Below are 23,407 nucleotides of genomic sequence, written 5' to 3'. Positions count from 1 at the left end.
CTTTAATTTTAGTAAGTTGCAGAGCTTTCAGAATTCGATTGTTTCTTTGACAGTGCAAAGACAATTCCAAGCATAAATACAAGTGCAGCTGCTACATACCAGAAGGCAGTATTGATATTACCCTTAAAAACGTAATTATAAAAGACCGCTGCAAAAGATCCGCCTACTAGAGGTGCAACAACTGGTATCCATGCATATTTCCAGTTCGAACTCCCTTTTCCTGCAATCGGCAAAACAAAATGTGCAAGTCTTGGCCCAAGGTCACGAGCAGGGTTGATTGCATAGCCTGTAGTACCTCCAAGCGATAGCCCGATTGCAACGACCAGAAATCCTACTATAAGCGGATTCAGGCCCTCAGTAAATGTATTCGCTCCAATCGCAAGTAATGTGAGCACAAAGATAAATGTTCCAAGCGCTTCACTGATAAAGTTGGCAAAGTGATTGGGAATCGCCGGACTTGTAGAAAACACACTGAGCTTTGCACCTGGATCCTCTGTTTCCTTCCAGTGCGGAAGGTACTGAAGGAAAACAAGCACTGCTCCTAAAAATGCTCCAATCATTTGAGCTGCTAGATAAGATGGCACCTGACTCCATTCAAAAGTACCTGCAAAAGCAAGAGCAAATGTAACAGCCGGATTCAAATGCGCCCCGCTTATTCCGCCGACTGCATAAACAGCCATGGCAACACCAAATCCCCATCCCATTGTAATGACAATCCAGCCAGAGTTATGCGCGAATGACTTCTTTAAGCTGACACCTGCACATACACCTCCGCCGAACACAATCAAAATCATCGTACCAATTACTTCTCCCCAAAAAGCCGTCATCTTTATATCCTCCTATCTGATAAATGTGATTTTAATAGATTAAAAGAATAAAAAAATCCACAACAAATGACTTTACAATAAGTAAAGATTTGCTGTGGATCTCCGTTTCTCCATCACATTTATTAACTTGCCTTTATGGTACATGCTAATGTAAGCGGTGTCAACAAAAAACATTATATATTTTGATAATTTTTCCATAACTCCATTTCTGATGATGTTACTGCTGTAGCACCTGCTGCGAGCGCGTTATGCACTTCTTCAGAGGTTTTGACGAAACCGCCTGCAAAAATAGGTATTCCGGTTTTCTCCTTTACCTCTTGGATCAAACTGGGAACAAGTCCTGGAAGTACCTCAATATAATCCGGTTTGTTTCTTGTTATCAGCTCTAAACTTTTCTCAAGGGCACTCGAATCAAGAAGAAACAGCCGCTGAATGGCATAAATACCCCGCTGCTTTGCTTTTGCAATCACGTTTGATCGGGTTGAAATTAATCCTGCCGGCTTTACTTCCTGACAGATAAACTCTGCTGCATACTCATCGTGCTTCAAGCCTTGAATCAAGTCGACATGAATGAGAATTTTCTTGTTCGATGCATTTGTCAGTCTGACAATATTCCGAACCTGTCCGAGATGAGTATCCAGAAGGACTCCATACTGATACGGACTTTCCAAAAAACGTTCAAACTGCTTCATATTGCGGATAGCAGGCAATATTTGCTGACCTTCAAAACTCATCGTCTGCACCTCCTACTTTTTTAATATTTAATATAAATGCTTAAATGGAATGTACTACATATATTCCTGTAAACTCAAGGTTTCTTTCTATAATCCGGTTTTGACTTTTCTGTGATCCGTTCTGACCGAGGAGTTAGGCGCTTCCGCTTGCAATCATGTGCATTCCTATAACTTCAAAAAAAGAAGACAAAGATGAGTTATCTTTGCCCTAGTTCTTCCTATATCGAATTCCGTAAACGTCATGTCTGCGGTCTTTCAGCTGTCTGACTGTTCCGGATTGACGCTGCCTGCGGAGTATTTCAAGATCCACATCTCCGATCACGACCATTTCAATGTTCGGATTGCACTCGCCAACTATGCCGTCTCTTGCAAATTCAAAATCAGACGGAGCAAAAATAGCGGATTGTGCGTATTGAATATCCATATTTTCTGTTTGCGGGAGATTTCCGACTGTACCTGAAATGACGGTATAGATCTGATTCTCCACTGCTCTCGCCTGTGAGCAATAGCGGACACGCAAGTAGCCCTGGCGATCTTCTGTACAAAATGGCGTGAATATGATTTTAGCGCCTTTTTCAGTAGCGATGCGTGCGAGCTCAGGGAATTCAATGTCATAGCAGATTTGAATGGCGACCTTGCCGCAGTCAGTATCAAAAACTTTGACATCATCCCCTCTGCTGATTCCCCACCATTTGCGTTCATTTGGAGTGATGTGAATTTTATATTGCTTTTCAATTGTGCCGTCTCTGCGGAAAAGGTAGGCAACGTTAAAAATTTTTCCGTTATCTTCCTCTACAAAGTGAGAACCGCCAACGATATTGACATTATATTTCACTGCAAGCTCTGTAAAAAGACTAATGTACTCTTCCGTATACTCAGTCAGTTTGCGGATCGCCCTGCTTGGTGATTTTTCATCCAAAAAGGACATTAACTGAGCTGTAAGCAATTCCGGGAATACAGCAAAATCAGCAGATGCATCAGATGCAACGTCTGTATAATATTCCACCTGATTCGCAAACTCTTCAAACGAGTTAATTTGTTTCATTTGATACTGCACAACACAAATACGCACCGGCAGAGCCGTTTTATAGAATCGTTTAGTGTTTGGCATGTAATCAACATTGTTCCACTCCATTAGAGTTGCATATTTACCCGAAGCACGATCGTCAGGCAAATAGTTTGGATTAATTCTCATCAGCAAAAATCCGTTCAGCAGCTGAAACGAGAGCACTGGATCGTAGATTTTATGATGAATGACTTCCTGCACATACTGACGCGGAGACATTTCTTTTTCAAACTTATGATAATTCGGGATTCGTCCCCCGATTATAATACTTTTAAGATTCAGCCGTCTCGCAAGATCTTTTCTTGCCTCATAAAGCCTATGGCCGATTTTCATCCGGCGATACTCAGGATGCACCATCACTTCTATTCCATACATATTGTAGCCGTCAGGATTATGGTTTGATATATATCCGTTATCCGTAATATCATCCCAAGTGTGACGGTCATCGTATTCATCAAAGTTAATGATCAGACTTGAGCATGAACCAATGATCTTTCCTTCAAATTCAGCACAAAACTGGCCTTCAGGAAAATGCTCCAGATGACTTTCTAAATGCTCTCTTTCCCAAGGAACCATTCCTGGAAAACATAAAGCCTGCATCGCTAATATTTCATCTATGTCATTCTCTTCAATATTTCTGATAATCATTTTTTTCTCGAATTTGGACAAATCAATTGTATCGGTCAAAAGAATCGCTCCTTTATGTAGTACAGCAATTTATTCCCTAATTAGTCCGCTCCGAAACATTTTCAGTTCTTTGACTCAATAAGCGAGATGACTTTTTCAAGCTCCATTTCAGCCATCGACTCTAAACGATGATCAACGTCTCCAAACTCTAAGTGACTTGTCACGCTGTTTGGAACGATGGTGCAGAACATGCCTGCTTTTTTAGCGGCGAGTGCGCCATTTACGGAATCTTCAAAGGCCAGACACTCACCGGGCTTAACACCTAGGCATTTAGCTGCTTCTATGTACAAGGCAGGATCTGGTTTAACGAATTGAACATGATTGGATGTGCGTATGCACTCAAAATAAGCAATTAGATTCAAACTTTCTAAATACGAGGATACCCATTCATAGCTTGAACTAGATGCCAGGCCAATTTTCAGGCCCAATTCCTTTGCAGCCATTAAATAAGCCTCAACACCAGGTCTCGCAGCTTCAGCAGATATTCTTTTTTCAAACTTTTCTTTTTGCAAGTGTGTTAAATGCTCATGATTGACTGATCTTCCGATTTGTTCTTCCAAGTATGCAAATGGATTGAAATCAGATGCTGTTCCTATCACTTTACCCCATACTGACATAGGCAATTCACTGCCCTGTTCTTTAAAAATTTCCTGAAGGACTTCATATTCGTGCGTTTCTGTATCAAGAATCAATCCGTCAAAATCAAAGATGATGGCTTTAATCATGAATCTTCCCCCCTGTCATTAATAAGAACATTATATAACGGAAAAAGAAAAGAAAGCACCTGCTTATACTTTGCAGGTGCCTTCCTTATTAGTGCTGCTCTGAAATGTTAGTCAGTGCCTGTCCTGCTGCTTCATTAGACATTTGATCAGTTGCAAGGTCACCCAGTGCAACATAGCCTACAAGCTGATTGTTTTCAACGATCGGCAAGCGGCGAATCTGATTTGACGCCATCAGCCGCGCTGCTTCTTCGCTGCTCATGTCAGGTGTTCCTGTCACAAGGTTTGAAGACATTACATCTGCCACTTTCGTATCATTAGGCATGTCTTGTGCAGTTGAACGGAGCGTGATGTCCCGGTCTGTGATGACACCTTTTACCTGTCCCCCATCCACAACAGGAATGGAACCAACATTTTTGCTGCTCATCAGTTCTGCAGCCTCCTGTATGCTTTGTGAGGAAGAAATTGTAACAAGATCTTTTGACATAGTTTCTCTGATTGATGAATTCAACTTAAAACAGCTCCTTTCAGCTAATAGTATGTGCATAAATCCTGTCTTTTCTTTTAGAAAATGTGTCCTTTACTCTCAATTAAATCCATGAACTTTTGCCGCTGAATTTGAAATTTGTATTCACCCTTCTTTTTCATTAAGATAAGAAAGAGGTGTTTTAGTATGAACGGTTTTGAAAGAAGACATGTTTTACTTTAAATTTTTGCTTCAGAAGTGTACAAACACCCGCTAATTATTTTGGAAATCAAAACCGAAACAAAATGACAAAAGAGTTTCTGCAATTATTTTTATAACTGGAAAAGCATCATGAGCGAAGCTGCAAATCAAGGTCTTCTTTTTCCAATTTCTGGCCGTCTGAAAGTTTGGTTTTACAAGACTCTGATCGAGGACTATAATATGTAGTGTAAACTCATGAATGGAGAGGCGATAATGTGTCAGAGAAACATAAAAAATACATAGAAAATCAATTATTTATTGCATGGGCGGCTTCATTCATCTCGATGCTTGGGAGCTTATACTTTTCAGAAATTATGGAATTCATCCCTTGTGATCTTTGCTGGTACCAGCGGATCTTAATGTATCCTCTTGTCGTCATTCTTGGCATTGCGATCTATAAGAAGGATTACCAAATTGCGTTTTATTCCATGATTTTATCAGCGATTGGCGGTTCGATTTCCATTTATCATTATGCGGTTCAAAAAATTGACTTTGTAGGCGAAAATTCAGCATCATGCGGCATTGTTCCCTGCACTGGAGAATACATCAACTGGCTTGGATTTATTACGATACCATTTCTGGCACTAATCGGATTTACCGTTGTATTTGTGACAAGCTTAAATATTTACAGAAAAATGAAGGTAGGTCGTTAATATGAAGAAGCTCTTAATTTTTGCAGGTATTTTTATCGTGTTATTCGGCGGTTTGGCATTGGTAACAAATTATCAGCAAACAGAAAAAGCAGAAGGCAATCCATATGGCAAGGACAAACTGAATCCTGCTACCGTAGACCAGCTTGAAGACCCAAATTATCAGAATATCATCCTTCCTGAAGAAGTAGATGAAAAGATGGATAAAAAAGAGGACTTTGTTATTTATTACTTCAGTCCAACTTGTGAACACTGCAAAAGAACGACTCCTGAATTAATGCCTGCTGCAGAAGAAGCAGGGGTAGAAATCGGCCAATTAAACCTGCTTGAGTTTGAAGACGGCTGGCAGCAGTACGGAATCGAAGTTACTCCAACACTTGTCCGCTATCAGAACGGAAAAGAAGTAGAACGTGTAGAAGGCTATAATGATGAGGCTTATTTTAAGAATTTATTGAGTAATTGGAAATAAGAAAAGCGGAATCATCCATTTAGCCCCGACAGACAGATAAGGCTCTGACAGAAAAGTCCGGGTTTGACTTTATAGGCAGAGGTGTTCTGGTCGATGGAGCTGGACAATAACGTTATTTAAAGGCAGATAGGGCACACTAAATAACGAAAATAACATACATCCAGGCTCTATCGACCGAAAATACGGGTTCTAAATACAAAAAAGAAGGGTACACGACCGTGTACCCTTTTTTTATACAATCCACTTATTTGACGGTTTACCATATTTGCTTACTTGTTCAGCCTTCTCTTTTGAAGAAAGAAAGTGATCAAATGTAAGGGGGAATTGATAGCCGTACTTCTTTAAGATATTGATATTGCGGTCGTAAAGATCCCTGTTTTCCTCTTCAGATTGCTGATCCAAATGATTAAGCAATGCTGTAAGGGCTTGAAGACTGGACATGATTTGAAAAGCTTCTTTTAACGTGCCATTATACTGCATGTCTTCTGTTTGCGGCTTTAAAACGGCAAGTTCATCCAGCTGATCAATCGTTTCATCTGAAAAATACTGCGGGAATATTTCTTCATACATAGTTTCAATCAGTTCTTCAATGTACTGCTCCTGCTCCTCGGTTGATGCAAAAACAATTCTCAAATTCATTCACCTCTTTGCTGCGATCGGGCATTTATCTTACTGCTAGAATAACATAGCTCTAATGCCCGAAGGAGAGGTAAGTGTTTCCGTTTCTAGCTTGGACATCCAATTAGCATCTTTAGTATACTTGTAAGACTACTGATAGATAGGGGATTGCAATGAAAATTAAAGGAGAATGGATGGAATTTCCGGTTAAGAAAGAATGGACAGGGATTTCCCTTCAGCAATTTCTGAAAGAAAAACTGAATGCACCAAAGACGCTCATTCATAAATGGCGGATGGAACATGAAGTAAAAATAAATGACTCCCTGCCAAATTGGACGGCGCCATTAAATGAAAAAGACTCCATTATGATTCGTTTATTTCAAGATGAAGATCTTGATATCATCCCAGAATACATGGAGCTTGATTTACTATTTGAGGACGAGCATTTTTTAATCGTCAATAAACCTGCCGGAATGGATACACATCCAAATGAACCGGGTCAAACCGGCACACTCGCTAATGGAGCCGCCTTTCATTTACAGATGCAGGGGATGACTAGAAAAATAAGACATATTCACAGACTTGATCACGATACCTCAGGTGCAATCGTTTTTGCCAAACATGCCTTATCACATGCTATCCTGGACCGCCTCCTTGAAGAACGGCTGATCAAAAGAACTTATACAGCCATCGTACAAGGGAAATTGAAGCAGAAAAACGGAAAGATTGATCAGCCGATCGGAAAGGACCGTCATCATTCGACCCGTCGGAGAGTATCTCCGAGCGGACAGCCTGCACTAACTCATTTTAAAACGGAAGATTACAATACTCGTTTTGATGTATCACTTGTTAAACTGCAGCTGGAAACCGGTCGAACCCATCAGATTCGTGTCCATCTGAGCCACATTGGCTATCCGATTTCAGGGGATGACTTATATGGCGGGAACAAAAACTTGATAAACCGCCAAGCTCTGCATGCGTCAGAAATAACGGTTATGCATCCTTTTACAGCTGAAAAAGTGTCAGTGAGCGCGGATTTCCCAGAAGATATGAAAAAATTATTGGCAAAACTGCAATTTTAACCGTTCAAATTGCAGGGGATTGTGAAATACTGTCCAGATAACCCGATTTACTTGCTGGAAAAAGGATTTTACTTTCCATAAAATAAAATTTACTAGCCGGAAAGATCAGATTACTTTCTTTTTTCCAGTTTCCTCCTAACAAAAAGAAAATGCCCCAGAAATTCTGGGGCATTCTTTTATAATCTCTTATTAAATACATGACTGACGCGGTCAAAACCCATCTTCTCTTCATAAAAACGATGGGCATCAATACGCTGATTGCCTGAGCTTAATGTAATCATGCCGCAGCCTGCTTCCTTAGCAAGTTCTTCAACGTAGTTTAACAGCATTTCCCCAAATCCGCGTGATCGAGATGCTCCATCTGTGACTAAATCATATACATAAATGTGCTTATCGTTATAGAAATTTGTAAGCTCGATGATACCTGCTAACGCCTTAACCTGTTCATCTTCATATAGGGCTATTAAACGGTATCCCTGCTTCCTCATCGGCTCGAGCAAATTAAGATACTCTTTCTCGCTAAGCTGTGTGCGCAATTGAGACATAACTGGATAAGCTTTCTTAAAGTTATCTTCCTCTTCAATCTCCCGAATAGCAATCATGAAAAAACCTCCTTCCGCTGCTAATTTACTTTTTCCGCATAAATAATGTAGCGCTCGGGCGCATTACCGACAAAACTGAAAGGGTAGCACGTTGTTAAAATGAGCTCTTCTTTTTCATTTTGAAGCGTGATAATGCTCATGTCATCTGCATCGACAATTTTAGTGGACTTTATTTTGTATTCAAATTCGCCATATGGCAGTAGAATTTTTAATGAATCGCCAATTATCAGATCTCCCGCTTTACGGAACACTGTATCTCTGTGCCCTGACAGCACGATCTGGCCGTTTTCATTCGGAAAGTAGCTCCCCTTATAATGCCCTACTCCTTTTTCCAGATCATCCGGATCTGTTCCTTCTACAATCGGCAGCTCTGCATTTAAGCGGTCAATTTTAAGAATACCGACAGCATCCCCAATCTCCGGTTCATACCTTTTCTCTTGTGATGGAGAAGGCATTTTCTTTTCCTCTGATGACCTGATCGCAGCTTGTGCGTCTGCCAATGACTGATTTGTTTTTACATTTGTCTCAACAATCTGCCATACACCATATCCCGTAAAAAGAAGGCCTCCGATAATTAATAAGAGTGAAAAGGTTTTGAATATAATCATGGAATCGGCACTTCCCCTTTGTCCGCGCATTTAATCAATCTGATTATATCAAATATGACTAAATTACACATCAGAATTTTCCGAAAATAAATGGACAGGATTAAGAGTCAGGGCCGCTTGATTTGGATGCTGATAAATTTTTTACTAATAAACGAGAAAAAACAGGCTATCCGCATTGGGCAGTCTGTCTCACTTATTAATTAAAAATCAAAATTATCCGGATCAGGACCTACACGCTCATCGCGGTTTAATCCATCGATGCGTTCCACCTCTTCTTGTGATAATTCAAAATCAAAGATCGATGCATTGTCATAGATGCGATGTTCTTTTACGGACTTTGGAATCGTTACAACTTCGTTCTGAAGATCCCAGCGCAAGATGACTTGAGCTACAGATTTACCGTGCTTTTCAGCAATTTCAGTTAACGTTTCATCATCAAGAAGTTTTCCCTGCATAAGCGGTGACCAGGCTTCAAGCTGAATGCTGTGCTGCTTGCAGAATGCCTGAAGTTCTTTTTGAGTTAGCCGTGGGTGGTATTCTACCTGATTAACCATCGGCACAATCTCAGCATCCTTGATCACATCCTCAAGATGGTGAATCTGAAAGTTGCTCACGCCAATTGCTTTTACTTTTCCTTCTTTATAAAGCGTCTCAAGCGCTCTCCATGTATCTTTATACTTTCCTTTTACAGGCCAGTGAACAAGATATAAATCTAAGTATTCCAAACCTAGCTTTTTCATGCTTTCATCAAATGCTTTTAATGTGGATTCATATCCTTGATCAGCATTCCACACTTTTGTTGTGATGAATAACTCTTCGCGGGGAACTCGGCTTTCTTTAATCCCTTGGCCTACGCCTTCTTCATTTCCATAGACAGCAGCAGTATCAATGCTTTTGTATCCTGCTTCAATTGCCCATTTTACTGAATTGACAACTTCAGATCCTTCTTCTACCTTGAATACCCCAAGCCCGAACCAAGGCATTTTCACGCCATTATGTAATAAAGTTGTATCCTGCAGATTTTTCGCCATATATCATTCCCCTTTCAGCTTTTATCTTCATTATCTGATAAACTTCTGCAAAAACCAAAAAATATGCCTCATTTTTCCTATTTCTATCTCCTTTTTGCTAAAATGAAAAAAGATTATTATGCGAAAGGGTGCGGTTTGTGAATGGAAACGAAAGAACAGCTCCTCATTCAATTAAAAGAAATTAAAAAATGGGAAGATGATCAAAAAGGGTTATTTTTCTGGGAGAAAATCGGCCGGATTCCCTTTAAATTATTAGATAAGCTGACACCTGCTTTTGTTCAAAAGAAAATTGGTGTTATGCTTGATGAACTGGGAAGCTTCATTCAAAGCGGCGGCAAGTATTTAACACAAAAAAACGGCATTCTGAAAAAAGTCCAGCTGCTTGTTCCGGATGAGACGGTTAGTACTATAAATGATTTGAAAAAAGTACCTTTAAAGGTCATGAACCTCGTAAGCGGGGATCTGAGGACAAACCGGGGAAATGTTGCCACAGTTCAGGGTGCGACAACCGGATTTGGAGGAATTTTCACACTCGCCGCAGACATTCCTGTCCTGCTCGGACTTTCTCTAAAAACGCTTCAGGAAATTGCAATTGCTTATGGCTATGATCCTGAAGACAAGGAAGAGCGGATTTTCATCGTAAAGTGCCTCCAATTTGCATCAGCGGATATTGTCGGCAAACAAGCGATCCTAAACGAACTATCGGGTTTTTATAACCGCAGCATGGAGCCTGCAGAAATGATGTCTAAGCTTCAGGGATGGCGCGAGGTTGTTTATACATACCGTGACCATTTGGGACTGAAAAAATTGCTGCAGATGGTGCCTGTTGCCGGCATGCTGTTCGGAGCATATACAAATCGTTCGATGGTTAAGGATATTGCTGAAACAGGGATTATGTTATATCAGAAAAGAAGAATTCTTGAAAGGCTGGAGTCTGATCCAGCGATGATAATAGAAGAAAAAGGAACTCAGCGCTGAGCAACGGGTTCTTTTGAAAGGTGCAAAAAGTTTCAAACAGGCTCCAACTGGTTCAAATGTAATGGTGACTCTTGACTCTAGCTGGAAGCTCGAAAAGTAAGCCGAACGGAACCGCTAAGCTAATTAAAAAACTAAAGGATTTTTCTGATGTGAAAAATTTTTGAAAGCCATCACTTGCTAGTCTTCTATGAAAGAAAACAGAAAAAACACAAGTATAGTTAGTCAGAATAAACACAAACTCTATAGTTTATGTCACATCGAACTAAGAACTATTCTAGCATTTAATTGTAAATTCTTTATTTTCCTAACGTAAATATTACTAAGGTGGTGACAATACTGCCACCACCCCATTTTATAGGATCAAAGAGCCTTATATTACATCATAATTAAGGAAACAATACGCCAAAACCCTTCCTTCAAAGCCCCGGTAATTTCAAGATCTATTTCTCTGCCCAGTGCTCCTCCGTCTAAGTCAAAGGTAATCCATTTAAATTGACCAGGATATAATTCTTCTCCGGATTCACCTAGAAGATTACTCTCCGATCTTATGATTGTATTTCCAGAAGAAAAAGAAGCATCTCCTGTCAGTATAGAAGTTTTATGAACCCCTGCAGGTACCTTAAGTCTAAGAATGGTTGTTCCGTTACGAGATAAAGTAAAATCACGCTTCAGTTCATCTAGCTTATTTCTGTCTCTAAAGTCCGGTACAGTTCCGATCCATCCATACCCTTTGGCCTCATCCCATTTATCATCAGGAGAAAGTCTGGCATAAGATGGAAGAATCGGACTTGAAGTACCTCCTGAATCGAGCGCGAGTACAAGCTCGTCACTTGATGGAACTGAGACAGCGAATAGTTCTCTAGACACTCCATAAATAACAGTATTGCCAGCTTTTATATCTAAGCTAAGTTTTTCAGCAGCCGGCATGTGGGGAGGGGGGATTACCATGAACTCCACTGTTGTCGTACTGCCCGGTTCAAGGACGATATTTTTGAACTCGCACTTCCATTCTTTCGGAACCTTTATGCCCACCTTTACTGCAACTGCTTTTTCTGTCCCGTTGCCAAGGTCAACTGAAACAGGGTTTGGTTTTCCTGAGAACATTGTTTTCGCAACAATATTGGACACATCGATTCCACCGATTCGAATTGCCCCAGGTTTTCCATTCTTCACAAGAAAAGAGGCTAGGGAGCTAGCGACAGCATTTGGATCACTAGCTGAAGAAACAGCACGATAATCGCTTTGCCAAGATTTATGTGTGACATGGAAACGTACATATCCACGATAGTCACCGTCAAAGAACTTTACATGCTGATTAACGGATAGCGCCTCTTCTACCTTGTCCTTCCAGCCACAGCCAGAACTGATTGACGTTCCAATAAACTCAGTTGCTAGTGTTTCAGACTTAGGATTGTTAAAGTCCTCCTTTAGATCATTGACCCAGCTTGAATGCCAATCGCCACCTAAAACAACCGGGTTGGATGGCCGGCGTTTTTTAATGAATTCAAAAAGGCGGTCCCGATCAGCGGAATACCCATCCCACTGGTCATGATTTACACTGATGCCCTCGCCTGTGTCATAGTCATATTGTGCCATCATCGTTTGCTGTGCTAACACATTCCATTTTGCACGTGAACGACTAAGGTTATTGATTAGCCAAGCTCCTTGCTCAGAACCCATGATTGTTCGTTCTGGATTCGAAGCTTCTGGATCAAGCGGTCCTCCCGGGAATCCTGTGCCGACTTGATTATCCCGATACTGTCTTGTGTCCAATACACTAAACTCTGCAAGATCTCCAAAGGTAAATTTACGGTAAAGAAGCATATCAGGGCCGTTTGGCTTCGAACGACGTCTAAGCGGCATGTGCTCATAATACGCCTGGAATGCTGCCGCACGCATTGCCAGAAAACGCTCACGCTCCCCTTCCGGAAAATTCGGATCCGAAATATCATTCGCCCAATCGTTGTCTACCTCATGATCGTCAAACGTCACGATAAACGGAAAGGCTAGATGGGCTTCCTGCAGATCTGGTGATGTTTTGTATTGAGCATGTAGAAGGCGATAATCTGTCAGCGTTTCTGTATTGCCCTTTTCGTAGATATAGTCTCCAAGGTGGAAAACAACATCTAAATCCTCTTGTGCCATATTTTTATAAGCTGCAAAGCGACCTCCTGTCCAGGATTGGCATGAAGCGATTGCAAACGAGAGACTCTTCAGATGGTCTCCCTCCTCAGGAGCAGTCTTCGTCCGGCCAATTGGACTAATTTCTGTTCCAGCCTTGAAACGATAATAATACTCTCTCCATGGTCTTAAACCAAAGACCTCTGCATGCACTGAATGACCTAACTCTGGGCCTGCAACTTCTTTACCGCTTCGAACAACCTTTTTGAACTGCTCGTCTTCTGCAATCTCCCATTCGACCGGGACGTACCGATTGTCCATTCCTCCGTTTCCGTCCTCTGCTAGAGGGTTTGGAGCAAGCCTTGTCCATAAAACAACACTGTCTGACAATGGATCACCAGAGGCAACGCCAAGAGTGAATGGGTAAGCAGAAAAAATTGGTGCCTCCTCTGCTTGAACCGATTTGATTGTAGGCAGCGAGAAGCCGAGTGCTGTAACGGCAGCTGTTTTTCCAGTGGATTCTAAAAAGCTTCGGCGTGTCATCTTTTTAGAGTTAAAATCCTTTAACCAATTTTCGTAATTCAACTGTATCTCTCCCTTTTGATCGTTTTTAAAGGTAAGGAAATTGCTAGATCACTAATTTTCCGATATATATCTACTGCAATACTTAGATTGCATCCCCAGATTCTAGCTAGCTTTCACAATTTTTTCCTGATAGACAAAAGCAGACAGAGTAATACTTGCCTCATAGATCAGAACGAGATGAACTCTAGAACTATCTGAAATCAAATCAGGCGGAGTAATAAGAACAGACGTTACTCTTATGTAAAAATACGTCAAGAACAACCATCAGTCGCTTTCTCAACTCTTCTAAGTGAGCAATTAGTTCTATCTCATGATCGTTCATACTACGTCACCTCTACCCTGGAACCTAATAGATTTCTAGACTTGTTTTCGAAAATCTTATTTTTGATCCTTATTCGTTTCTTTGTCCGTACTCATAAGATCTCTTGTTGCATTCTTAAATTCCTTCAGTGTATTTCCAGCTGCTCTTCCAAGCTCAGGAAGCTTTGAGGGACCAAAAATGATAAGGGCTAGAATGATGATTAAAATTAATCCAGGAATTCCAATGTTACCAAAAGGCATTTTTTCCCCTCCTAATTTAACTGATATTTTATAAGCTGAACAACAAAAAACCCAAGTATAGTCAGCCCTAATAGACATACGGTTATATGTTTATTAGAACTAGTAACTATACCTGGGTTTTCTCCATATACTCCCACCCGGATATGTTAAGTGTGCAGTTGTTGTTGCTTATAATGCTATTTTGACAAAGCATTGTAAATTCTATATAAGCTTTACGTAAAGAATTATTACGATTTCTTTTATTTTACTGATTGATGGTCCTTGTAAATAGAACTTAACACCGAAAACGGGTCCTCTGATCCAGCTAGTGTCGCTGCAATCTTTCTCGGCAACAAATGCTTTGGACTAGGCATTCATTAGACTCTTCTATTAAAATAGAATTGTTATAAGTAAATAAATTATTCATTTTTATTTTAATAAAAAGTTCATTCCACCTGCTATTTTTTAAAATAGGTTTTATAGTCCAGATCCCATAACTCAGGTGCTCCTACGGCTACTCCATGTGCTCCAGCATCTACTGCCTCTCTTATTTCATTGGGATGTTTAATTAATCCCGCTGTAATAATAGGGCAATCAATTTTTTCATAAAATTCTCGTATCATTCGTGGCATTAATCCTGGCATAATTTCAATTGCATCGGGATTTACATTAGAAATATTTCGTATACCACTTTCATAAGCTTGTGTATCTATCATAAATAAATGCTGGATGGTTAGTAATCCCTCTTTTTTAGCTGCTTGAATCAACTGATTTTTTGTTGAAACAATTCCATCTGGCTTCACTTTTTTTGACAAGTATTTTATTCCTTCACGGTCATTGGCTATCCCTTTTATAAGATCAATATGCAAAAAAATAGATTTGTTGTTTTTTCTGCTTTCTTCAACACAATGTTCAACTGTAAAAATATCACCGGACATTAAAAATATCGTTTCTACAGGTGAAAGAACTGCTTTATCAATTAAGGAAACATCACGTACAGCAGCTATAATTGGATTATTTTTTACAAGGTTTTTTTTCTCCATTATTTCACCTCCAGATATTTAGTTTTATCATTTCTTTATTAATCGTTTAAGTTACTTTTTGTAAAGGATTATTAAGATTTAAATTCATTTTATAATTAATACAGAAAATAGCGACTTTTTGAGAACCCAAATTATTATTTGCCCATGATAATACTTATTCATGTTTAACCCTCTTTTTATAACGATTGTAGCTCCTTTTTTTATATTCTTTCACAACGTTTCTTCCTTTTTAATGTCCTATTTGTGTCAAATAAGCAAGACCAAACAAACAGATTTTTTATTAAGTTCACTGTTTCTGTTGTTTAGGGTATGGTGCTTCTTGTTCTTCTTTATTATTAGCTGGAATGAAACTTGGAAAGCTAATCGAAACTTCTTTTCTAGGAAGCTTTGCACCTACAATTGGAGCTCTTTTGCTAATGGCAATAGGGTAAAGGGAATTAGTGTTTATATCAATAAAAGATGGACTGCCTTATGGGAAAAAGCAACTGCCTTCTGTATGGAGGACAAGCTTGAATACTGCGTAGTAATTTCTTGAAAACGCTGTACCAGTGTGTCACAATCAATAAGGGATACATAACCGAATTTTCAATTTTTATTGTATACAAATACCTTTGCCGCCATCGTGGAAGAAAAGTTCAAACGCATTATATGAAATTACACAATTACATTAAGGAGGATCTATCATGAGGACTATGAAACTTGGAAAAAGCACTTTAGAGGTGCCGGTTGTTTCAGTCGGCTGTATGCGCATTAATTCTCTGGAAAAGGCCGAGGCTGAGCACTTTGTCCAATCAGCACTTGAATTAGGTGCAAATTTCTTCGACCATGCTGATATTTATGGGGCTGGAACATGCGAGGAAATATTTGCTGAAGCCATCCATATGAACGATGATATCCGTGAAAAGATTTTTTTGCAATCTAAGTGCGGTATTCGAGAAGGAATGTTCGACTTTTCAAAAGAACATATTTTAGAATCAGTTGACGGAAGCTTAAAGAGATTGAATACAGATTACCTAGATATTCTGCTGTTACACCGTCCGGATACATTGGTAGAACCCGAAGAAGTGGCAGAGGCTTTCGATATTCTTAAAAGTTCAGGAAAAGTTCGTCACTTTGGTGTTTCAAATCAGAATCCAATGCAGATCGAATTACTTAAGAAGTCAGTGAAGCAAACAATCGTTGCTAATCAACTTCAATTAAGTATTACCAATGCAAATATGATCTCTAATGGATTTAATGTGAACATGGAAAATGATTCTGCTGTGAACAGAGATGGCAGCATACTTGATTATTGCAGACTGAACGATATTACCATTCAGCCATGGTCCCCTTTCCAATACGGGTTCTTTGAGGGAGTATTCCTAGGTAATGACAAGTTTCCTGAATTGAATCAAAAGATTGATGAAGTCGCGAACAAATATGAAGTAAGCAACTCAACCATAGCTATCGCGTGGTTATTGCGACATCCAGCAAACATGCAACCGGTTATCGGTACGATGAATGAAGGCCGTTTAAAGGATTGCTGTAAGGCAAGTGATATCCTTCTTACTCGCGAGGAGTGGTATGGCATCTATCGTGCTGCAGGTAATGTACTGCCATAATTGCTTTTTTCTATAATTTATTCATATGTAAATAAATCCAAAACAATCCAAAACACGTCCTATAAAACCAAGCACCCTAACGTCATTGTTGACACAGGATTCTTGGTTTTTCAGTTGAACAACCGAAAGAGTATTTCTTGTTTGACTAATTGGTTGACTCTTTGTATTATTTTATAGCTCTTGCGCCCTTAAAAAAATGATAGCATGGAAACAGCTTTATCTTTGGCCTCGGTCAGATCAAACTTATCTAACAGACTTTCAGCAACTTTTCTGGGATTGTGCACATGCCGCAATTTTGCAATCAAATGAAGGTTTTCATATCCTGTGAGTACACCGTCAACGGTGGTATTTTGTGAACTAAAACTAAATAGCTTTTGTGCCGCCATAGGATTGTCAGCAACATTAATATCATGAATGGTCACCTTGCCGCCATCACTATTAAGTAGCCCCGTAACGATTTTTAATAGGGTACTTTTCCCAGCACCGTTCGCCCCTAATAAGGCATAAATGGAACCTTGCTTCACAGTGATATTGACATCTTTTAAAACCTCATTTCCTTTAAAACTCTTTTTTACATTTTTGATTTCAAGGACTGTTGAATTCATGGCTCGCTCCTTTATTTAATAGAATCTCTTAATTTCTTTCTTAATTTGTCAATCCATGTTTCTTCTGGAAACTCGGCTAGGAATGAGTCTGCAAATTCTGCTATATCATTTCCTACTACATCTCGTACGCTTAATCCATCACTGGCACTATTCTCGAACATCTCTAAAATATTCTTTAAAAGCTCCAACATGCCTGATCCCTTAGCAAAGTTCCACATATAATTTTCAATTGCTTTCATAGCCTTTTTGTATTCTTCAGGTAATTCATTCACTCTTTTTTGATATGCACGAAATTCCCTTTTTTCTTGAATCATCTTTTTAAACATTTCTTTGCTCCTTTATTTCATTCATTTTTTCTTCTAAAAATGACCATCGTTGCCAAAAATCATTTAATTCTTGTTCTCCTTTGGCATTTAGTGTGTAGAATTTTCTCGCGGGCCCAAGCTCAGATTTTTTCTTCTCAATCTCCACGAGCCCTTTTTTCTCTATTCGAACAAGAATGGTATAGACAGTTCCTTCCACAATATCATCAAAACCTAACTCATTTAGATACCTAGTTATTTCATACCCATAGGTTTCGCCTAATTGAATCTTTTGAAGTACCACACCTTCAAGAACTCCCTTAAGCATTTCAGTTAAATCCTTCATATATCCTCCTTACATTCTACAAAATGAGGAAATATTGGCATATTTTCTACGGTGACATCATTATGTGACAGACTTAACTGCATGAACGTTGATCAAATTATTAAATGGAACAAAAGTTCGTTTGTAATAAACAAAAAAATCGCTGAAAATTTATCAACGATTAATAATAATCTTAATATTTACTTGAAGAAAAAAATCAAATAATATCATACTCCAGTATTAATTCTTGGTGTTTAGTTTCTGAATGATAACCCATTTTCCTTCATAGCAGTCCTAAGTTTAGGTAAAGAAGCCGGTCCCATACCATGCAATTGCAAAATCTCTTTTTCACTGCATTTTGATAGCTCCTGCAAAGAAGTGATCCCATTGTTTTCCAATGCTCGTCTTGCTGGTGCCGAGAGCAATGAAAGAAATCCATTAGCAGGTTTACGTTCTTGCTCACAAGTCGGACAGGTTGGACAATCGCTGCTTTTATAATATTTGTGTCCTTTATTACAAGTCCTTAAATTTTTTTCTGAAGTTGTCATTTTAAAATGTCTCCTTTTCTTATGAAATTATTTATTTTCCTTTCAACACATGACTTTTTCAGTACTTTGATGCTTGTTTCACTATCTCCTTATTCCACAATCCTTTTAATGAAATAACTTATATTTCCACATTAGCATAAATGTCCAATAACCTGCCGCAATATATAAAGGAAAAAGCCCGCCATTTTAACTGCTAAATGGCGGGCAACTTACATTGCGATATACTGTTTTGCACCTCTGTACAGAACTGGTTAACCGCTGAGTTCCTTTTTTTATATTTAGAAGATTAATGCATCAAGTGAATATGCGCCTGCACCTGTTAAAGCTACACCAATTGCAACAGCGAGCAAAGTCAGGTTGAATTCATAGCCATTTTGAGCAGCCCAGAAGCCGTTTGGTGCATGAACTTTAACAATCGCAACAAGCATTGTGCCAGCTAATGCAGCTCCTGCAAGCGGAGTAAGGAAGCCTGCTGCAAAAAAAGCTCCGCCAGCAAACTCAGCCAGGCCCGCAAGTACCGCCATTGCAACTCCAGGTTTAATTCCAATGGATTCAAAGAAGCCCCCTGTGCCTTTAATGCCGTGACCTCCAAATGAACCAAACAGTTTTTGTGCTCCATGAGCCATGAACGAAAGTCCAATCACTAAACGAATAAGTAAAAGTCCTAAGTCTACTAACATTCTGATCATCCTTCTTTCAATTATTTTTAATTCGAGATATATTCTTAAAAAAATTTACTCTTTAACTTATATGCAGACCTTGCAGGGAAATTACTTTTAATTAAAATATCTTGAATTCAAAGTAATTATATTCTTTATTTCCTTATCTGTCAATCTCTTATTGCAAAAAAATCAATCTGGAAAAATTCAATAATGGATATGATGTCATCAATATTAAAAAAAGGAGCCGCTTCTGCATGAAGCGGCTCCTTTTATCTGTTCTATTGTACAACTGCAAAAGAGAAATCCTGAGTGCCTGACGGAACATTGTAAGCCTGCACTTCAATCGTATAAGCCCCGGCTTCCGCATTTGGCAGAATAACCGTTTCTGCATTATTTCTTCCATCCCATTGATTGTTGTATGGAGAAGTGAAATCGTTTCCTGTGTAAGTTTTTCCGCTAGGTGATTTAATGACAAGATCCAAATCATTGACTAACGAAACAGATGCTGATGGATTTCCCGGATAATCTGTCCATGCCAGAGCAATCCTCAAGCGTTTGCCGCTTGCAGCATGAAACGTATAAGCTGCTTTTTCATTTGTTCTGAGTGCTTTTGCTTCGTTTGTAATTGAAAAGGTTTTCTCACATATGAAATCATACTCCAGCCACTGTTGGCAGCATGTCTCATGAGTCTTATGATAGAGAGATCCCTCAGTCTTGCAGCTCTTGCTCGCCGAAAGTTCTATAAAATAAACGCTGTGCGTAAAAAAAGATCTTCCCGTTTACAGGAAGATCTTTTTTTATTTTTGTTTCCCAATCATTTCAACAACTTCTTTGACTTCATTCAGCATAAATTTCCGTGTCTCTTCATCAACATATGGAACCGAATAAATAAACTTGTGGGCAAGCGTTTCGATTCCGCAAAAATTCATAATACCAACATCAAACGATGCCTGCATGGCCATGGTCAATTGCGGGGGCTTCAAAGACTTCTCAGGCTGCCCTGTAGTCTGGAAAATTAGTGCCTGTTTTTCTTTCAGCAAGCCCTCCGGACCTTCATCAGAATATCGAAAAGCAAAACCGTTGGTAAAAACTCTGTCAAAATACCCTTTTAAAATAGCCGGCATCCCGGCCCACCATGTTGGAAAAACAAAGACAAGAATATTTGCCCATATAAGTTCACTCTGTTCCGCCTGAATATCAGCCGGAACTTTATCCTGATAAAAGGATGTATAGTCGTCCTCTGTCAAAATGGGGTTGAACTTCATCTGATATAGATCTCTTTTTCTCACCTGAAAGTCTTTGCTTGTAAATTCTTTTTCCACGGCATCACATATCGCTGCATTAAAGCTTTCCGGATTCGGATGAGCATAAATAATCAATATATTCATTTCATTCTCCTAAAATCGCTTTTTTATTATTGTTTGCGGAGTATGAGAATATTATGATTTTGTGTGATATTTTTCTATTTTGCAGTTGCCGTCATGATATTTATTCATATTTCCCTGGTTCGAGCCAGGAAAAAAATACAGATTTTTTAAGTATGGGATATATCATTGAATTTACCAAGTATTATTCACAGATCTTTCTCAAAATGAACTCATTTTTTCCAATGCATTCGTCCGCTTTCTATCTTTCACATGCAGGGCAGGATCAAAATAGCCAAGCTGCAGAATGCCAACAATTTTTTCGCCATTTTGAACTCCGATGGCACGGCGGAATTTCGGGTCATAGATGTGATTTGGCGTTTTCCAAACCATTCCAAGCTCTTTTTCCCAGCCAAGCAGCTGCAGATTCTGAATAAGGGTGCTGATTGCCGCAAAATCCTCTTCCCATATTTTTTGGCGGGGATCTTCAGGCATAATGGCAACTAAAAATGCAGGAACGTCTGCCAGCTTTGACCTCACTTTTTCATGTGCTTTTGCTTCGTAGCATGCAAGAACAGTCTGAATAAAAGCTTCTTTCCGATCTCCGCTTACAAATAAAAACCGCCAAGGCTCTCTTAGACCATGGTTAGGCGCCCAGACAGCGTCATTAAGCAGGATTACAATATCTTCTTCTTTTACCTCGAGAGGAAGGTAATTTGATTTGATTGAGATTCTTTCCCGTATTACTGCTGAAATAGATTGCTGTTGAAACATCTTTTTTTACCCTCCAATTGATAACGATTTTCACTATCATCTAAAACAATAGTATCACTCTGTATTTTTTTCGTCAATTTTAGACAAGTAAAAAAATACGCAGGCGACTTCTTTATTGAAGGAGAGAAATTGTATTCCTTCGAGGCTCGGGTAGGAAGCGGACCTAAGAAGTGTGAATGATTTTAAGCTGCATTACCCGTCAGGAAAAAACTGCTGAGCAGATAGTCAACTTTTTTGCACCATCACCGCTTTGATGCACTTTTTTCAAGGCGGGCGCGTTTTTTTTTGCGGCATTCACTTGCTTTCGCGCACTTTTATTAAGCTGGAGGCGTTTTTCTGCTCCATTCTAAGCTTTGAGACTTCATGCACTAGCATTCCTCATGTTATATACGAACATTTTATCAAACTATAATTTCCTAAATAAAAAAACCCTCCAGTTAAGGAGGGTATGCTAATTAAAAGAATAAATTTAATATAAAGTAGGAAATCGCTGCTAATGTTGCAGATATCGGCAAGGTGATGAACCATGTGATGACCATCGTTTTAGCCGTTCCCCATTTTACACCTTTGATTCGATGTGCAGAGCCTACGCCAAGTATTGAAGATGAAATAACATGTGTTGTACTGACTGGCAAGTGAATAATCGAAGCGCCAAATATAACGGCTGCTCCAGTTAAGTCTGCTGCTACACCGTTAACTGGACGAATCTTCATGATCTTTCCGCCAACGGTTTTAATGATTTTCCAGCCGCCGACACTTGTACCAATTCCCATTGCAAGTGCACATGAGAATTGAACCCACCATTGAATATCTGTTGAGTCTTGAAGATTCCCTGCAATAAGGGCCATCGTGATAATACCCATTGCTTTTTGAGCATCATTTGTACCGTGAGTGTAAGATTGCAAAGCAGCTGTTGCCACCTGAATCGCACGGAAGTTTTTGTTTGTTTTTGTCAGATTATTGTTTTTAAAGACAACTTTAAAAATACTGTAAATAATATAACCGACAATAAACGCTAAGATCGGCGAAATGATAAGCGCCTGAAGGATTTTCAAAAACCCTGAATAGTTTAGAGAATTAAATCCTGCCGCAGCAATCGCAGCACCTGCGATTGAACCAATAATCGCATGTGAGGAGCTGCTTGGAATTCCATAATACCAAGTAATTAAATTCCACGTGATGGCTGCAATCAATGCAGCTAATATAACAACAGATCCATTTTGCAGGGTAAACGGGTCAACAATGTCCTTTGTGATGGTTTTTGCAACCCCTGTAAATGTCATTGCACCGACGAAGTTCATGACAGATGCAAGGATGATTGCCTGTCTTGGTTTAAGGGCTTTAGTTGATACAGATGTTGCAATTGCATTTGCCGTATCATGAAATCCGTTAATAAAGTCAAACCCTAAGGCAAAAATAACAACAAGAATGGTAAGAATTAATGTAGTATCCATAATATCGCCTCTTACGCGTTCTTCATGATGATAGTTTCAAGTGTGTTGGCAACACCTTGACAGCTATCAGCAATCTCTTCAAGTGTTTCATATATCTCTTTATATTGAATGATTTTAATCGGGTCTTTTTCAATTGCAAATAAATTTTTCACAGCTGTACGCAAGTAATTATCACAGTTTGACTCAAGTTCTTTTAAACGGATAGCATGAGTGCGGATTTCGCTTAGCTTTTTGTTTGAAAGCAAATCAATTGATTTAGCAATTTCGATTGTACACTCATTAATTGTGTCAACAAACTTTACCATGTAGTCAGTCGGCTGTGTAACAGAATACATTTCAAACAATGCAGCAGAATGTTCGATGCCATCCAAAACATCGTCCATAATCACTGCGAGCTGAAGAATGTCTTCACGCTCAATCGGAGTAATGAATGCTTTGTTCAGTTCCATGATGATGGTATGAACAAACGTGTCGCCTTTTGACTCATAATCCTTAATTGTTTCTGAGAATACTTTTAGATCATTGGCATTATTGATTTTGAAATCAACAAAATACTGCCCAGTTTCTTTTAAGTTCTCAGATATCTGACTTAACATTTCAGAAAACTTATCTTTTCTTCTTTTGATAGCCATTGCTTATTCCTCCATGGAGCCATATATTTTTGTTTTTCTCTCTTTTATTT

Annotated in this window: 27 protein-coding genes; 5 read left to right on the top strand and 22 right to left on the bottom strand. The window is 39.2% G+C overall.

The window, feature by feature from the left end; genetic code table 11:
* Window positions 1–8: 8 nt before the first annotated feature.
* From LIT25_03830 to LIT25_03810, 5 genes are all read right to left on the bottom strand, one after another.
* Window positions 9–827 carry an aquaporin family protein gene (locus tag LIT25_03830; GenBank protein ID USK34510.1) on the bottom strand — a complete coding sequence of 273 codons (819 nt, stop codon included), beginning with the start codon at window positions 825–827 and terminating at the stop codon, window positions 9–11.
* Window positions 828–1,000: 173 nt separating this feature from the next.
* Window positions 1,001–1,561, bottom strand: coding sequence for a glycerol-3-phosphate responsive antiterminator (locus tag LIT25_03825; GenBank protein ID USK34509.1), 561 nt, complete (start codon window positions 1,559–1,561; stop codon window positions 1,001–1,003).
* Window positions 1,562–1,769: 208 nt separating this feature from the next.
* Window positions 1,770–3,314, bottom strand: coding sequence for a GNAT family N-acetyltransferase (locus LIT25_03820; protein ID USK34508.1), 1,545 nt, complete (start codon window positions 3,312–3,314; stop codon window positions 1,770–1,772).
* Between the two features lie 62 nt (window positions 3,315–3,376).
* A complete protein-coding gene (locus LIT25_03815; protein USK34507.1) occupies window positions 3,377–4,039 on the bottom strand; it encodes an HAD family hydrolase in 663 nt (220 codons plus the stop codon).
* Window positions 4,040–4,127: 88 nt separating this feature from the next.
* Complete coding sequence (locus tag LIT25_03810; GenBank protein USK36148.1) at window positions 4,128–4,523, bottom strand: CBS domain-containing protein; 396 nt, start codon at window positions 4,521–4,523, stop codon at window positions 4,128–4,130.
* Between the two features lie 455 nt (window positions 4,524–4,978).
* Between LIT25_03810 and LIT25_03805 the strand changes: the two genes are divergently transcribed.
* Together LIT25_03805 and LIT25_03800 are read left to right on the top strand one after the other, a co-directional pair.
* Window positions 4,979–5,416: a disulfide bond formation protein B gene (locus LIT25_03805; GenBank protein USK34506.1), complete on the top strand. Its 438-nt coding sequence runs from the start codon at window positions 4,979–4,981 to the stop codon at window positions 5,414–5,416.
* A gap of 1 nt (window position 5,417) precedes the next feature.
* Window positions 5,418–5,882 (top strand): thioredoxin family protein, encoded by a 465-nt coding sequence (locus LIT25_03800; protein USK34505.1) that lies wholly within the window; start codon window positions 5,418–5,420, stop codon window positions 5,880–5,882.
* 231 nt (window positions 5,883–6,113) lie between these two features.
* Here the strand turns inward: LIT25_03800 and LIT25_03795 are convergent, their stop codons facing one another.
* A complete protein-coding gene (locus LIT25_03795; GenBank protein ID USK34504.1) occupies window positions 6,114–6,515 on the bottom strand; it encodes a YhcU family protein in 402 nt (133 codons plus the stop codon).
* 158 nt (window positions 6,516–6,673) lie between these two features.
* Between LIT25_03795 and LIT25_03790 the strand changes: the two genes are divergently transcribed.
* Complete coding sequence (locus LIT25_03790; protein USK34503.1) at window positions 6,674–7,582, top strand: RluA family pseudouridine synthase; 909 nt, start codon at window positions 6,674–6,676, stop codon at window positions 7,580–7,582.
* 176 nt (window positions 7,583–7,758) lie between these two features.
* On the opposite strand, the gene LIT25_03785 is transcribed toward LIT25_03790, so the two are convergent.
* The 3 genes from LIT25_03785 to LIT25_03775 form a co-directional block, all read right to left on the bottom strand.
* Window positions 7,759–8,184, bottom strand: a complete 426-nt coding sequence (locus tag LIT25_03785) for a GNAT family N-acetyltransferase (protein ID USK34502.1) — start codon at window positions 8,182–8,184, stop codon at window positions 7,759–7,761.
* Between the two features lie 20 nt (window positions 8,185–8,204).
* On the bottom strand, window positions 8,205–8,792 hold the full coding sequence (locus tag LIT25_03780; GenBank protein ID USK34501.1) for a class D sortase: 588 nt from the start codon (window positions 8,790–8,792) through the stop codon (window positions 8,205–8,207).
* Window positions 8,793–8,992: 200 nt separating this feature from the next.
* Window positions 8,993–9,823, bottom strand: a complete 831-nt coding sequence (locus LIT25_03775) for an aldo/keto reductase (GenBank protein USK34500.1) — start codon at window positions 9,821–9,823, stop codon at window positions 8,993–8,995.
* 141 nt (window positions 9,824–9,964) lie between these two features.
* Here LIT25_03775 and LIT25_03770 point away from each other — a divergent pair, with 141 nt between their 5' ends.
* Window positions 9,965–10,801, top strand: coding sequence for an EcsC family protein (locus LIT25_03770; protein ID USK34499.1), 837 nt, complete (start codon window positions 9,965–9,967; stop codon window positions 10,799–10,801).
* Window positions 10,802–11,176: 375 nt separating this feature from the next.
* On the opposite strand, the gene LIT25_03765 is transcribed toward LIT25_03770, so the two are convergent.
* From LIT25_03765 to LIT25_03755, 3 genes are all read right to left on the bottom strand, one after another.
* Complete coding sequence (locus LIT25_03765; GenBank protein ID USK34498.1) at window positions 11,177–13,507, bottom strand: alkaline phosphatase D family protein; 2,331 nt, start codon at window positions 13,505–13,507, stop codon at window positions 11,177–11,179.
* A 378-nt stretch (window positions 13,508–13,885) separates the two neighbouring features.
* Window positions 13,886–14,068: a twin-arginine translocase TatA/TatE family subunit gene (tatA, locus tag LIT25_03760; GenBank protein USK34497.1), complete on the bottom strand. Its 183-nt coding sequence runs from the start codon at window positions 14,066–14,068 to the stop codon at window positions 13,886–13,888.
* Between the two features lie 437 nt (window positions 14,069–14,505).
* The gene (locus LIT25_03755; protein USK34496.1) at window positions 14,506–15,090 is read right to left on the bottom strand and encodes a glycerol-3-phosphate responsive antiterminator; all 585 of its coding nucleotides are present in this window, start codon (window positions 15,088–15,090) and stop codon (window positions 14,506–14,508) included.
* A gap of 683 nt (window positions 15,091–15,773) precedes the next feature.
* Here LIT25_03755 and LIT25_03750 point away from each other — a divergent pair.
* Window positions 15,774–16,691 (top strand): aldo/keto reductase, encoded by a 918-nt coding sequence (locus LIT25_03750; GenBank protein USK34495.1) that lies wholly within the window; start codon window positions 15,774–15,776, stop codon window positions 16,689–16,691.
* A gap of 188 nt (window positions 16,692–16,879) precedes the next feature.
* Here the strand turns inward: LIT25_03750 and LIT25_03745 are convergent, their stop codons facing one another.
* The 10 genes from LIT25_03745 to LIT25_03700 all read right to left on the bottom strand — a co-directional run bounded on the left by LIT25_03745 (window position 16,880) and on the right by LIT25_03700 (window position 23,357).
* Window positions 16,880–17,296 (bottom strand): ATP-binding cassette domain-containing protein, encoded by a 417-nt coding sequence (locus tag LIT25_03745; protein USK34494.1) that lies wholly within the window; start codon window positions 17,294–17,296, stop codon window positions 16,880–16,882.
* 11 nt (window positions 17,297–17,307) lie between these two features.
* A complete protein-coding gene (locus LIT25_03740; protein USK34493.1) occupies window positions 17,308–17,622 on the bottom strand; it encodes a DUF1048 domain-containing protein in 315 nt (104 codons plus the stop codon).
* The gene (locus tag LIT25_03735; protein ID USK34492.1) at window positions 17,615–17,944 is read right to left on the bottom strand and encodes a PadR family transcriptional regulator; all 330 of its coding nucleotides are present in this window, start codon (window positions 17,942–17,944) and stop codon (window positions 17,615–17,617) included. Before LIT25_03735 ends, LIT25_03740 begins: the two co-directional genes overlap by 8 nt.
* Window positions 17,945–18,177: 233 nt before the next feature.
* Window positions 18,178–18,471 (bottom strand): RNA polymerase alpha subunit C-terminal domain-containing protein, encoded by a 294-nt coding sequence (locus tag LIT25_03730; GenBank protein ID USK34491.1) that lies wholly within the window; start codon window positions 18,469–18,471, stop codon window positions 18,178–18,180.
* Between the two features lie 278 nt (window positions 18,472–18,749).
* Window positions 18,750–19,151 carry a DoxX family protein gene (locus LIT25_03725; protein USK34490.1) on the bottom strand — a complete coding sequence of 134 codons (402 nt, stop codon included), beginning with the start codon at window positions 19,149–19,151 and terminating at the stop codon, window positions 18,750–18,752.
* A 260-nt stretch (window positions 19,152–19,411) separates the two neighbouring features.
* On the bottom strand, window positions 19,412–19,684 hold the full coding sequence (locus LIT25_03720; protein ID USK34489.1) for a hypothetical protein: 273 nt from the start codon (window positions 19,682–19,684) through the stop codon (window positions 19,412–19,414).
* Between the two features lie 246 nt (window positions 19,685–19,930).
* Window positions 19,931–20,521 carry an NAD(P)H-dependent oxidoreductase gene (locus LIT25_03715; protein ID USK34488.1) on the bottom strand — a complete coding sequence of 197 codons (591 nt, stop codon included), beginning with the start codon at window positions 20,519–20,521 and terminating at the stop codon, window positions 19,931–19,933.
* A gap of 198 nt (window positions 20,522–20,719) precedes the next feature.
* Window positions 20,720–21,271, bottom strand: coding sequence for a nitroreductase (locus tag LIT25_03710; protein ID USK34487.1), 552 nt, complete (start codon window positions 21,269–21,271; stop codon window positions 20,720–20,722).
* A gap of 455 nt (window positions 21,272–21,726) precedes the next feature.
* Window positions 21,727–22,725: an inorganic phosphate transporter gene (locus LIT25_03705; GenBank protein USK34486.1), complete on the bottom strand. Its 999-nt coding sequence runs from the start codon at window positions 22,723–22,725 to the stop codon at window positions 21,727–21,729.
* An 11-nt stretch (window positions 22,726–22,736) separates the two neighbouring features.
* Window positions 22,737–23,357, bottom strand: coding sequence for a DUF47 domain-containing protein (locus tag LIT25_03700; GenBank protein USK34485.1), 621 nt, complete (start codon window positions 23,355–23,357; stop codon window positions 22,737–22,739).
* Between the last annotated feature and the right edge of the window lie 50 nt (window positions 23,358–23,407).

Source organism: Bacillus sp. F19, from assembly GCA_023823795.1.
Taxonomy (GTDB): Bacteria; Bacillota; Bacilli; order Bacillales; family Bacillaceae; genus Bacillus_P.
This window is presented reverse-complemented; position numbering and strand designations above follow the sequence as displayed.